Genomic DNA, 12,851 nt, shown 5'->3' on the forward strand with positions numbered 1-12,851 from the left:
TTGTCCTTGGGCCGATGATGGCACTTTGGTAGAGTCGCACTCCTTGAACAGGAGCCAGGGAACGGCGTCCGGCGCTCGGTCGCAGGCGTGCCTGGCATGAGCCATCCATGGAAGAGAGTCGCGGCTGTGAGCGTTGCCAAAAAGATACTCGGGTTGTTTTCGTTATTGCTGATCCTGACCCTGTGGGTCGGCTATTTCTACGTCTACCAGGACGCGCGCAGCGGACGCCTGGGCGACACGTTCGACAGCTACGGCCAGTGCGGGGGCGACTGGGGCAGTCCGAGCAACTTCTTTGCCCGTGACTACCTGATGCTCAGGGTGACCAACAGCACCCAGGGCGAGTTCAGCGTGTCGGGGGTGGTCAATGTGTCCGAACGCACCTACAACCGCTACGAACTGGGGCGTTATCCCCTGAAGCTGCGCCTGGAGCCGCTGCAGGCGTCCTACAGCGTGCCGCCGCTGTTCTTCGAAGAGGTCAAGGTCAAGCCGCTGAACCGCAACTTCAATTCGCCCCACAAGAATGCCTACGCCGACCTGGAAAGCCGGCCGATCTGGGTCGTGGGCGAGTCCACGCGGTTTCCCCTGGAGGTTTACCGTTACGGCTACAAGCCGGTGCTGTACATCCTCAAGGGCAACGAGCAGGTCGACCTGCCGTTCAAGCGCATCGCCACCAAGCTGGACCTGTCCAATACCTTCACCCCGACCCGGGTCTACAACCCCACCGACTACATCGACGAAGCGAACAGCCTGGTGCAGCCCGGCGATTATCCGGCCTATGGCGCCAGCGAGTGCGCGTTCACCATCGAGCGCAAGGGGACGTTCAAGATCATCGTCCTGCTGCTGTTGCTGGTGCTTTGCCTGCCGCTGTTGATGGTGGTGTACCGCGACGAGCCCGCCATCGATTTCCTCGCCACGCTGCTGGGCGTGGCGGCGGTGCGGGTATTCCTGCTCGGGCCGCTGCAGGACTACCAGCTCTACGGCATCGACTTCGTGTTCGGCGCGGTGATTATCCTGGGGGGCACGCTGTCCCTGCTCAAGGCCATGCGGATCAACGCCTTGCGCGAGGCGGCGGCACGCCGGGGGACGACCTGGTAGCGGGTGGCGGCCCGGGGTTTTTCAGGGCGGTCGCGGGACGGCTGTGTCTGTCAAATCTGATGAGATTTCTTCCGGTTTTCTCACCGATTAATCTGGTTTTTCTGTACTGATACGTCGGTAATTGGCTATACCTACAACTCCTAAAGTCGGCATTGCGTCCGGCTTTTCTTACAGGAGTTACCTTATGAAGCTTGCACGAATCACTGGCGCGCTATGTATCGTCTCTCTTGGGTTGGCGGGCTGTTCCAGCAACGTCACCCAGCCAGACGAATACTCCGGCTTTCTCGGCGACTACAGCCAGCTCAAGGAGGCCAAGTCGCCATCGGGCGTCGAGGTGATGCGTTGGGTCGATCCCAAGCTGGACCTGAAGCGGTACCGCAGCGTCTATATCGAGCCCACCCAGTTCTATCCCAAGCCGCAACCGACGGCGAAGATCCCGCAGAACACCCTCAACGGCATCAACCGTTACTACGACGAGGCGCTCAAGCGTGAAATCGGCAAGGACCTGCCGCTGGCTACCGGCCCGGGGCCGGGGGTCATCGTGGTGCGCGCGGCGATCACGGCAGTGAGCAGCAAGACCCAGGGCCTGAAACCCTATGAAATCATTCCGGTGGCCCTGGTGGCGGCGGCGGTGAGCACCGCCAGCGGCATCCGCGACCAGGAAACCACCCTGGGCACCGAGGCGCAGTTCATCGACGGCGGCACCAACAAGGTGCTCGCCCAGGTGGTGCGCAAGGGCAGCGGCAAGGCCCTGGAAAACGATACCCAGGTGATGCAGCCTTCGGACGTCAAGAACGTCATCGACGGTTGGGCCTCGGACCTGCACCAGTCCTATCTGCGGATAAAGAAGTAAGCGCGTTCGCAAGCCTTTTCCGAACGTTTCCGGTTAGCCCGGTCGGGGTCGGGGCTGCTGCCCGACCCCTTCGCCGGGCCTCCCATCCAGCGTTCCAAGCAGACCGCTCATGTGGCCGGGGCGAGGGCGCAGGGGCGCGTTTTCAGCACCATCATCCTGTACAGAGCCTGCTCGCAAGCGCCAGCGGCGAGCGGCACCGAGGCTCTGGCCGGTTTTTCGTATTCAAGTAGATTGTGATTATTTCCATGTACTTTAAGTGGTTAAGTTAATGTGATTTATAAAAAGTAATAAATTCAATAAAAACAATGATTTGAATAAGTATATTAATGTGAATTGTCATAAATTTTCGGTGTCATCAGGGAGTTTTTCGGCATGCCCGTGGTTGAACGCACGACTTTCATCGCCGGCCGCAGCCCGGCCCAGGTCCTGGATTTCTGCCTGGAAGGCGCCAATTTTCCGAAGGTCTTTCCCGAGCCCGTCACTCCCCTGGGTGCGCTCGACCTCGACAACCTGCGTATCAGCGCCGGGCGCGAGTTCAGCTTTCGGCACTGGATGTGGGGCGTCATACCGGCGACCTGGACCGTGGTCATCCGCGAGGTCGGCGACCGGCATTTCATCGACGAGATGCTCAAGGGGCCGCTGCGTGCCTTTCGCCATGAACACCGGGTCGAGGCCGCCGACGGGGGGACCCTGTACACCGACCGGGTGACGTATCGGGCGCTGGGCGGTGCCCTCGTGGAGCGGCTGCTGGTCAATGCCTATATGGCGCGCATCTTCGAGGCCCGGCACCGCAATATGGTGCGCCTGCTGCGCTGATGCCGGGCCGAGGGACAAATTGCAGCTCAGGCATAGGTGGCCGAGGTATTTCATGGTTAACTTCGGCCTCTCGATTTTTTTTAAGCTGTTCAACGACAACCGTTCAAAAGGACTCCGTTCATGGCTCAAGTCACTCTTAAAGGCAACCCGGTTCAAGTCAACGGCCAACTGCCCCAGGCCGGCACCAAGGCCCCGGCCTTTTCCCTGGTGGGCGCCGGCCTTGCCGACATCACCCTGAGCAGCTTTGCCGGCAAGCGCAAAGTGCTGAACATCTTCCCGAGCGTCGACACCCCGACCTGCGCCACTTCCGTGCGCAAGTTCAATGCCCAGGCCAGCGGCCTGAACAACACCGTGGTGCTGTGCATTTCCGCCGACCTGCCGTTCGCCCAGGCGCGCTTCTGCGGTGCCGAAGGCCTGGACAACGTGCAGAACCTGTCGACCCTGCGCGGCCGCGAATTCATCGAGAACTACGGCGTGGCCATCGCCGACGGCCCGCTGGCCGGCCTGACCGCACGCGCGGTGGTGGTGCTGGATGAGAACGACAACGTGCTGCACAGCGAACTGGTCAAGGAAATCGCCGAAGAGCCCAACTACGAAGCGGCCCTGGCCGTTCTCAAGTAACAGCTTTTACAATTATTCACGGCCTGGCCCTGCCCAGGCCGTTTTCATTTGTGCTTCAGTGGCTTAGCCGATATTGGCGAACGTAAGCCCAAGGTAAATTGCCGGTAAAGGCGCTTTGCTAAATACCGGCCAGTGCTTATCTTTCAGCCACCTGAAAAAGATCCCCTCGCGCCCAATGGTTGATCACTCCATGCAATCCTCCGTTTCCCGCAACTCCCGTCGCTGGCTGCTCGGCCTGCTTGTCCTGGTGGCTGTCGCCGGCCTGTGCTGGAAATTCTGGCCGGCCTCGAGCAGCCACAAGGATGCCGCCGGACAGAAGGCCGCCACCGGGCATGCCGGTCGCAGCGGGGTGATGCGCCCGGGGTTCGGTGGCGCCAGCGGGCCGATTCCGGTGCGGGTGGCGCCGGCCACGCGCGGCGACTTCCCGCTGTATTACAAGGCGCTGGGCACGGTCACCGCGCTGAACACCATCAATGTGCGCAGCCGCGTGGCCGGTGAGCTGGTCAAGGTGGCCTTCGAGGAAGGGCAGATGGTCAAGGCCGGCGACCTGCTGGCGGAAATCGATCCGCGGCCGTACCAGAACGCCTTGCTCCAGGCCGAAGGCACGCTGTTGCAGAACCAGGCGCAACTGAAAAACGCCCAGGTCGACTACGAGCGTTATCGCGGCCTGTTCGCCCAGGACAGTATCGCCAAGCAGACCCTGGACACCGCGGCGGCGCTGGTCGGCCAGTACCAGGGCACGGTCAAGACCAACCAGGCGGCGGTCAACGACGCCAGGCTCAACCTCGAATTCACCAAGATCCGCGCGCCGATCACCGGCCGCGTCGGCCTGCGCCAGCTGGACGTGGGCAATCTGGTCGCGGCCAACGACACCACGGCACTGGCGATCATCACCCAGACCCAGCCGATCAGCGTGGCGTTCACCCTGCCGGAGAACAGCCTCGCCACGGTGCTGGAGCGCTATCGCAGCGGCGCCAGGCTGCCGGTGGAAGCCTGGGACCGCGGCGACCAGAAGCTGCAGGCCAGCGGCGTGCTGCAAAGCCTCGACAACCAGATCGACACCACCACCGGCACCCTGAAGTTCAAGGCACGCTACGAGAACCGCGACCAGGCCCTGTTCCCCAACCAGTTCGTCAATGTGCGGCTGCTCGCCGACACTCTGAAGAACGTGGTGCTGGTGCCGTCGGCGGCGGTGCAGTTCGGCACCAACGGCACCTTCGTCTATGCCCTGGACGGCGACAACAAGGTCAAGGTCCGGGCGTTGCAGATCGGCGACAGCAACGGCGATTCCACCGTGATCAAGTCTGGCCTGGACGCCGGCGACCGGGTGGTGCTCGAAGGCACCGACCGCCTCAAGGACGGCAGCGCGGTGGAGGTGGTCAACACCCCCGAGGAAGTCCCGACCAGCCCGACCCAGCACCTGCAAGGCCAGCCGGCCAGCTCGGCGACCACGCCTGCCACAGCCCCGGCGGCTGACGCGGCGGCGAACAAGGCCGGCGCATGAACCTCTCGCGGCTGTTCATCCTCCGTCCGGTAGCCACCACCCTGAGCATGCTGGCCATTGTCCTGGGCGGCCTGATCGCCTATCGGCTGCTGCCGGTCTCGGCGCTGCCCCAGGTCGACTACCCGACCATCCGCGTCATGACCCTGTATCCCGGCGCCAGCCCGGATGTGATGACCAGCGCGGTCACCGCGCCCCTGGAGCGCCAGTTCGGGCAGATGCCCGGCCTGACCCATATGGCGTCCACCAGTTCCGGTGGCGCCTCGGTGCTGACCCTGCGCTTCAACCTCGACATCAATATGGATGTCGCCGAGCAGCAGGTGCAGGCCGCGATCAACGCCGCCACCAACCTGCTGCCCACCGATCTGCCGGCACCGCCGGTGTACAACAAGGTCAACCCGGCGGACACCCCGGTGCTGACCCTGGCCATCACCTCCAAGACCATGCTGCTGCCCAAGCTCAACGACCTGGTCGATACCCGCATGGCGCAGAAGATCGCGCAGATCAGCGGCGTGGGCATGGTCAGCATCGCCGGTGGCCAGCGCCAGGCGGTGCGGATCAAGGTCAACCCCGAGGCCCTGGCGGCCGCCGGCCTGAACCTGTCGGACGTGCGCAGCCTGATCGGCGCCTCCAACGTCAACCAGCCCAAGGGCAACTTCGACGGACCGACCCGGGTGTCGATGCTCGACGCCAACGACCAGCTGACCTCGCCCAAGGATTACGCCGAGCTGATCCTGGCCTACAAGAATGGTGCGCCGCTGCGCCTGAAGGACGTCGCCGAGATCGCCGACGGCGCCGAGAACGAGCGCCTGGCGGCCTGGGCCAATGAAAACCAGGCGGTGCTGCTGAACATCCAGCGCCAGCCCGGGGCCAACGTGATCGAAGTGGTGGACCGGATCAAGGCGCTGTTGCCGAGCATCACCGACAACCTGCCGGCCGGCCTCGACGTCACCGTGCTCACCGACCGCACCCAGACCATCCGCGCCTCGGTCACCGACGTGCAGCACGAGCTGCTCATCGCCATCGCCCTGGTGGTGATGGTGACGTTCCTGTTCCTGCGCCGGGCCAGCGCCACGGTGATTCCGTCGATCGCCGTGCCGCTGTCGCTGATCGGCACCTTCGGCGTGATGTACCTGGCGGGGTTCTCGGTCAACAACCTGACCCTGATGGCCCTGACCATCGCCACCGGGTTCGTGGTCGACGACGCCATCGTCATGCTGGAGAACATCTCGCGTTTCATCGAGGAGGGCGACAGCCCGATGCAGGCCGCGCTCAAGGGCGCCAAGCAGATCGGCTTCACCCTGGTGTCGCTGACCCTGTCGCTGATCGCGGTGCTGATCCCGCTGCTGTTCATGGCCGACGTGGTCGGCCGCCTGTTCCGCGAGTTCGCCATCACCCTGGCGGTGGCGATCCTGATTTCCCTGGTGGTGTCCCTGACGCTGACGCCGATGATGTGCGCGCGCCTGCTCAAGCGTGAACCCAAGGAGCAGGAGCAGGGGCGTTTCTACCGCGCCAGCGGCGCCTGGATCGACTGGCTGATCGAAAGCTACGGGCGCAAGTTGCAGTGGGTGCTCAAGCACCAGCCGCTGACCCTGCTGGTGGCCATCGGCACCCTGGCGCTGACCGTGTTCCTTTATATGGTGGTGCCCAAGGGCTTCTTCCCGGTGCAGGACACCGGGGTGATCCAGGGCATTTCCGAGGCGCCGCAGTCGGTGTCCTTCGCCGCCATGAGCCAGCGCCAGCAGGAACTGGCGAAGATCATCCTGGCCGACCCGGCGGTGCAAAGCCTGTCGTCCTATATCGGCGTCGACGGCGACAACGCCACGCTCAACAGCGGCCGGCTGCTGATCAACCTCAAGCCGCATCGCGAGCGCGACCTGAGCGCCGCCGAAGTGATCGCGCGCATCCAGCCGCAGGTTGACAGGCTGGTGGGGATCCGCCTGTTCATGCAGCCGGTGCAGGACCTGACCATCGAAGACCGGGTCAGCCGCACCCAGTACCAGTTCAGCCTGTCGTCGCCGGATGCCGACCTGCTGGCGCTGTGGAGCGGGCGCCTGGTGGATGCCCTGGTGCAGCGCCCGGAACTCATCGACGTCGCCAGCGACCTGCAGGACAAGGGCCTGCAGGTGTACCTGGTGATCGATCGCGACGCCGCCGCGCGGGTCGGTGTGTCGGTGTCGAACATCACCGACGCGCTGTACGACGCCTTCGGCCAGCGGCAGATTTCTACCATCTATACCCAGGCCAGCCAGTATCGCGTGGTGCTGCAGGCCCAGGCCGGCGAGACCATCGGCCCGCAGGCGCTGGAGCAGATCCATGTGAAGACCACCGACGGCGGCCAGGTGCGGCTGTCGAGCCTGGCGCGGGTCGAGGAGCGCCAGGCGCAACTGGCGATCGCCCATATCGGCCAGTTCCCGGCGGTGATGATGTCGTTCAACCTGGCGCCCGGCGTGGCCCTGGGGCAGGCGGTGGAAGTCATCGAGCAGGTGCAGCGCGACATCGGCATGCCGGTGGGCGTGCAGACCCAGTTCCAGGGCGCCGCGCAGGCGTTCCAGGCGTCGCTGTCGAGCACGCTGCTGCTGATCCTGGCGGCGGTGGTGACCATGTACATCGTGCTCGGGGTGCTCTACGAGAGCTACATCCACCCGATCACCATTCTCTCCACCTTGCCCTCGGCGGCGGTGGGGGCCTTGCTGGCGCTGATCCTCAGCGGCAACGACCTGGGCATGATCGCGATCATCGGCATCATCCTGCTGATCGGCATCGTCAAGAAGAACGCGATCATGATGATCGACTTCGCCCTCGACGCCGAACGCAACCAGGGCGTGCCCCCGGAGCAGGCGATCTACCAGGCGGCGCTGCTGCGTTTCCGGCCGATCCTGATGACCACCCTGGCCGCGCTGTTCGGCGCCGTGCCGCTGATGCTGGCTACCGGTTCCGGCGCCGAGCTGCGCCAGCCCCTGGGCCTGGTGATGGTCGGCGGGCTGTTGCTGAGCCAGATCCTGACGCTGTTCACCACCCCGGTGATCTACCTCTACTTCGACCGCCTGGGCCGGCGCTGGCGCTCGACGCCTGAGCGCGCGGAGCCGGTAGAGCAGCCATGAACCTGTCCGGCCCCTTTATCCGCCGGCCGGTGGCGACCATGTTGCTGAGCCTGGCGATCATGCTGCTGGGCGGCGTCAGCTTCGGTTTGCTGCCGGTGGCGCCGCTGCCGCAGATGGACTTCCCGGTGATCGTGGTCCAGGCCAGCCTGCCGGGGGCCAGCCCCGAGGTCATGGCGTCCACCGTGGCCACGCCCCTGGAACGCTCGTTCGGCGCGATCGCCGGGGTCAACACCATGAGCAGCCGCTCCAGCCAGGGCTCGACCCGGGTCATCCTGCAGTTCGACCTGGACCGCGATATCAACGGTGCGGCGCGGGAAGTGCAGGCGGCCATCAACGCGTCGCGCAACCTGCTGCCCAGCGGCATGCGCAGCATGCCCACCTACAAGAAGGTCAACCCGTCGCAGGCGCCGATCATGGTGCTGTCGCTAACCTCCGACGTGCTGGAAAAGGGCCAGTTGTACGACCTGGCCTCGACCATCCTGTCGCAGAGCCTGTCCCAGGTCGCCGGGGTCGGCGAGGTGCAGATCGGCGGCAGCTCGCTGCCGGCGGTGCGCATCGAGCTCGAGCCGCAACTGCTCAACCAGTACGGAGTGGCCCTGGACGATGTTCGCAAGACCATCGCCGAGGCCAACGTGCGCCGGCCCAAGGGCTCAGTGGAGAACAGCGAGCAGCTGTGGCAGGTACAGGCCAACGACCAGTTGGAGAAGGCCAAGGATTACGAGCCGCTGATCATCCACTACAAGGACGGCGCGGCCCTGCGCCTGAAAGACGTGGCCAGGGTCAGCGACGGCGTCGAGGACCGCTACAACAGCGGGTTCTTCAACGACGACGCGGCGGTGCTGCTGGTGATCAACCGCCAGGCCGGGGCCAACATCATCGAGACCGTCAACGAGATCAAAGCGCAGTTGCCGGCGTTGCAGGCGGTGCTGCCGGCCAGCGTCAAGCTCAACCTGGCGATGGACCGCTCGCCGGTGATCAAGGCCACGCTGCACGAGGCCGAGATGACCCTGCTGATCGCCGTGGCCCTGGTGATCCTGGTGGTCTACCTGTTCCTCGGCAATTTCCGCGCCTCGCTGATCCCGACCCTGGCGGTGCCGGTGTCGCTGGTGGGCACGTTCGCGGTGATGTACCTGTATGGGTTTTCCCTGAACAACCTGTCGCTGATGGCGCTGATCCTCGCCACCGGGCTGGTGGTGGACGACGCCATCGTGGTGCTGGAGAACATCTCCCGGCATATCGACGAAGGCGTGCCGCCGCTGAAGGCGGCGTACCTGGGGGCCAAGGAAGTCGGTTTCACCCTGTTGTCGATGAACGTCTCGCTGGTGGCGGTGTTCCTTTCGATCCTGTTCATGGGCGGCATCATCGAAAGCCTGTTCCGCGAATTCTCCATCACCCTGGCGGCGGCCATCGTGGTGTCGCTGGTGGTGTCCCTGACCCTGACCCCGATGCTCTGCGCGCGCTGGCTCAAGCCTCATGTGCCGGGCCGGGAGAACCGCCTGCAGCGCTGGAGCCAGCGCACCAACGACTGGATGGTGGGCAAGTACGCCAGCAGCCTGGACTGGGTGCTGCGCCACAAGCGCCTGACCCTGCTCAGCCTGTTGCTGACCATCGGGGTCAATGTCGCGCTGTATGTGGTGGTGCCCAAGACCTTCATGCCGCAACAGGACACCGGCCAGCTGATCGGTTTCGTGCGCGGCGACGACGGCCTGTCGTTCAGCGTGATGCAGCCGAAGATGGAGATCTTCCGCCGCGAGGTGCTCAAGGACCCGGCGGTGGAAAGCGTGGCCGGCTTCATCGGGGGCAGCAACGGCACCAACAACGCCTTCATGCTGGTGCGCTTGAAACCCATCAAGGAACGCAATATTTCCGCGCAGAAGGTCATCGAGCGCCTGCGCAAGGAAATGCCCAAGGTGGCGGGGGCCCAGCTGATGCTGATGGCCGACCAGGACCTGCAGTTCGGCGGCGGTCGCGAGCAGACCACCTCGCAGTACTCCTACATCATCCAGAGCGGCGACCTGGGGGCCCTGCGCGAGTGGTACCCGAAGGTGGTCACCGCGCTGCGCGCCTTGCCCGAGCTGACCGCCATCGACGCCCGCGAAGGGCGGGGCGCCCAGCAGGTGACCCTGGTGGTCGACCGCGACCAGGCCAAGCGCCTGGGGATCGACATGAACATGGTCACCGCGGTGCTCAACAACGCCTACAGCCAGCGGCAGATCTCGACCATCTACGACAGCCTCAACCAATACCAGGTGGTGATGGAGGTCAACCCCAAGTACGCCCGCGACCCGGTCACCCTCAACCAGGTGCAGGTGATCACCGCCGACGGCGCGCGGGTGCCGCTGTCGACCATCGCCCATTACGAAAACAGCCTGGAAAACGACCGCGTCAGCCACGAAGGCCAGTTCGCCTCGGAGAGCGTGTCCTTCGACATGGCCGAAGGGGTGACGGTGGAGCAGGGCACGGCGGCCATCGAGCGTGCCCTGGCCAAGCTGGGCATACCGGAAGAGCTGATCATCAAGATGGCCGGCACCGCCGACGCCTTCGCCGCGACCCAGAAGAGCCAGCCGTTCATGATCCTCGGCGCGCTGCTGGCGGTGTACCTGGTGCTGGGCGTGCTGTACGAAAGCTATATCCACCCGTTGACCATCCTGTCGACCCTGCCGTCGGCCGGGGTCGGCGCCTTGCTGTCGATCTATGTCCTGGGCGGCGAATTCAGCCTGATCTCGCTGTTGGGGCTGTTCCTGCTGATCGGCGTGGTGAAGAAGAACGCGATCCTGATGATCGACCTGGCGTTGCAACTGGAGCGGCACCAGGGCATGGGCCCGCTGGAGTCGATCCGCAGCGCCTGCCTGCTGCGCCTGCGGCCGATCCTGATGACCACCCTGGCGGCGATCCTCGGCGCCTTGCCGTTGCTGCTGGGCAGCGCCGAAGGCGCGGAAATGCGCCAGCCGCTAGGCCTGACCATCATCGGCGGCCTGGTCTTCAGCCAGATCCTGACCCTTTACACCACCCCGGTGGTCTACCTCTATCTCGATCGCTTGCGCCATGCATTCAACCGCTGGCGTGGGGTTCGTACCGATGCCGCTCTGGAAACGCCGCTATGACTGACTGTTCGCCTCGCCACTTTCCCCAGTGCCTGGCCCTGGCCCGCGGTTCGCGGCTGCTGAGCCTGGGCTTGAGCCTGACGCTGCTCAGTGCCTGCGCCATCGGCCCGGACTACCAGCGCCCGCAGGTCGCGGAACCTGAGCATTACAAGGAAGCCGCGGGCTGGCGCCAGGCCAACCCCAGCGATGCCCTGGCGCGTGGCGCCTGGTGGGAGCTGTACGGCGATGCCCAGCTCAACGGCCTGGTCGACAAGCTCAACAGCGCCAACCAGAGCGTGGCCCAGGCCGAGGCGCAGTACCGCCAGGCCCAGGCTCTGGCGCGCAGCGCCCGTGGTGCGTTGTTCCCCACGGTCGACCTGAGCGCCGGCAAGACCCGCGCCAGCCAGGGCACCGGCAGCAGCAATTCGGCGTTGAGCAGCTCGTCCAGCGGTATCCGCGACACCTACAACACCCAGCTCGGCGTGAGCTGGGAGGCCGATGTCTGGGGCAAGCTGCGCCGCAGCCTGGAAGCCAACGAGGCCAGCGCCGAGGCCAGCTTCGCCGACCTGGCGGCGATGCGCCTGAGCCAGCAGTCCGAGTTGGTGCAGAACTACCTGCAACTGCGGGTGATGGACCAGCAGAAGCGCCTGCTCGAAGCCACGGTGGCGGCTTACCAGCGTTCGTTGACCATGACCGAGAACCAGTACCGCGCCGGTGTCGCCGGCCGGGATGCCGTCGCCCAGGCGCGGACCCAGCTGAAAAGCACCCAGGCCGACCTGATCGACCTGATCTGGCAGCGCGCCCAGCTGGAAAACGCCATCGCGGTGCTGATCGGCCTGCCACCGGCCGAGTTCAGCCTGGCCGAGACCCAGGACATCCCGACCTTGCCCCAGGTGCCGCTGGGCTTGCCGTCGCAGTTGCTGGAACGGCGTCCGGACATCGCTTCGGCCGAACGTTCGGTGATCTCCGCCAATGCCAATATCGGCGTGGCCAAGGCCGCCTATTACCCGGACCTGACCCTGAGCCTGGCGGGCGGCTACAGCAGCAGTACCTACGCCGACTGGATCAGCCTGCCGAACCGTTTCTGGTCGGTGGGGCCGAAACTGGCCATGACCCTGTTCGACGGTGGCCAGCGCTCGGCGGAGGTCGATCGCACCGAGGCGGTCTATGACCAGACCGTAGCCAAGTACCGCCAGACCGTGCTCGACGGTTTCCGCGAGGTGGAAAACTACCTGGTGCAGCTCAAGGTCCTGGCCGACGAGGCCGTGGTCCGCCAGGAAGCGCTGGACGCCGCGCGCGATTCCCAGCGCCTGACCGAGAACCAGTACAAGGCCGGGCTGGTGGCCTACCTGGACGTGGTGACAGTGCAGGCCACGGCGTTGAGCAACGAACGCAGCGTGCTGACCCTATTGCAGAGCCAGCTGGTGACCAGCGTCCAACTGATCGCCGCCCTCGGCGGCGGCTGGGACGGCCAGCTCCAGGCCAGCGCCAACCCCTAGCGGGCACACCCGACGCCGCATCGAGGCCCACCACGATTCCCGTAGCCGCTGCCGAGCACCAGCGAGGCTGCGATCGGCAACGCAGTTGCCGCCAAGCCTGACGCCGCGGTATGCCAGGTGGAATGCGTTGGCCGGGTTTGCGCCTGCTTTGCAGGCGATCGCAGCCTCGCTGGGGCTCGGCAGCGGCTACAAATGCGCCGGACGACACACCGAGGCTCGCCACGATTCCGTAGCCGCTGCCGAGCACCAGCGAGGCTGCGATCGGCAACGCAGTTGCCG

8 protein-coding genes are annotated in these 12,851 nt (G+C 65.1%); all 8 read left to right on the plus strand.

Annotation, left to right across the window (positions count from 1 at the left end; genetic code table 11):
- Window positions 1-126: 126 nt before the first annotated feature.
- On the plus strand, window positions 127-1,095 hold the full coding sequence (locus TO66_RS14245) for a hypothetical protein (protein ID WP_044462925.1): 969 nt from the start codon (window positions 127-129) through the stop codon (window positions 1,093-1,095).
- A gap of 184 nt (window positions 1,096-1,279) precedes the next feature.
- Window positions 1,280-1,948 carry a DUF3313 domain-containing protein gene (locus TO66_RS14250; RefSeq protein WP_044462926.1) on the plus strand — a complete coding sequence of 223 codons (669 nt, stop codon included), beginning with the start codon at window positions 1,280-1,282 and terminating at the stop codon, window positions 1,946-1,948.
- Window positions 1,949-2,320: 372 nt separating this feature from the next.
- Window positions 2,321-2,764: an SRPBCC family protein gene (locus tag TO66_RS14255; protein ID WP_044462927.1), complete on the plus strand. Its 444-nt coding sequence runs from the start codon at window positions 2,321-2,323 to the stop codon at window positions 2,762-2,764.
- 120 nt (window positions 2,765-2,884) lie between these two features.
- Entirely contained in the window at window positions 2,885-3,385 is a 501-nt protein-coding gene (tpx, locus tag TO66_RS14260; RefSeq protein WP_044462928.1) for a thiol peroxidase, read from the plus strand.
- Between the two features lie 175 nt (window positions 3,386-3,560).
- Window positions 3,561-4,889: an MdtA/MuxA family multidrug efflux RND transporter periplasmic adaptor subunit gene (locus TO66_RS14265; protein WP_044462929.1), complete on the plus strand. Its 1,329-nt coding sequence runs from the start codon at window positions 3,561-3,563 to the stop codon at window positions 4,887-4,889.
- The gene (locus TO66_RS14270) at window positions 4,886-7,990 is read left to right on the plus strand and encodes an MdtB/MuxB family multidrug efflux RND transporter permease subunit (RefSeq protein ID WP_044462930.1); all 3,105 of its coding nucleotides are present in this window, start codon (window positions 4,886-4,888) and stop codon (window positions 7,988-7,990) included. The genes TO66_RS14265 and TO66_RS14270 overlap by 4 nt, the downstream gene beginning before the upstream one ends.
- A complete protein-coding gene (locus tag TO66_RS14275; protein ID WP_044462931.1) occupies window positions 7,987-11,094 on the plus strand; it encodes an efflux RND transporter permease subunit in 3,108 nt (1,035 codons plus the stop codon). Before TO66_RS14270 ends, TO66_RS14275 begins: the two co-directional genes overlap by 4 nt.
- Window positions 11,091-12,572, plus strand: a complete 1,482-nt coding sequence (locus TO66_RS14280; protein ID WP_044462932.1) for an efflux transporter outer membrane subunit — start codon at window positions 11,091-11,093, stop codon at window positions 12,570-12,572. The genes TO66_RS14275 and TO66_RS14280 overlap by 4 nt, the downstream gene beginning before the upstream one ends.
- Window positions 12,573-12,851: the final 279 nt, after the last annotated feature.

Source organism: Pseudomonas sp. MRSN 12121, assembly GCF_000931465.1.
Classification (GTDB): domain Bacteria; phylum Pseudomonadota; class Gammaproteobacteria; order Pseudomonadales; family Pseudomonadaceae; genus Aquipseudomonas.

Excerpts from the sequence above, each read along its gene's own strand:
- TO66_RS14250 (WP_044462926.1), top strand. The coding sequence starts at position 1,280 with ATGAAGCTTGCACGAATCACTGGCGCGCTATGTATCGTCTCTCTTGGG.
- TO66_RS14255 (WP_044462927.1), top strand. The coding sequence starts at position 2,321 with ATGCCCGTGGTTGAACGCACGACTTTCATCGCCGGCCGCAGCCCGGCC.
- tpx (WP_044462928.1), top strand. The coding sequence starts at position 2,885 with ATGGCTCAAGTCACTCTTAAAGGCAACCCGGTTCAAGTCAACGGCCAA.
- TO66_RS14265 (WP_044462929.1), top strand. The coding sequence starts at position 3,561 with ATGGTTGATCACTCCATGCAATCCTCCGTTTCCCGCAACTCCCGTCGC.
- TO66_RS14270 (WP_044462930.1), top strand. The coding sequence starts at position 4,886 with ATGAACCTCTCGCGGCTGTTCATCCTCCGTCCGGTAGCCACCACCCTG.
- TO66_RS14275 (WP_044462931.1), top strand. The coding sequence starts at position 7,987 with ATGAACCTGTCCGGCCCCTTTATCCGCCGGCCGGTGGCGACCATGTTG.
- TO66_RS14280 (WP_044462932.1), top strand. The coding sequence starts at position 11,091 with ATGACTGACTGTTCGCCTCGCCACTTTCCCCAGTGCCTGGCCCTGGCC.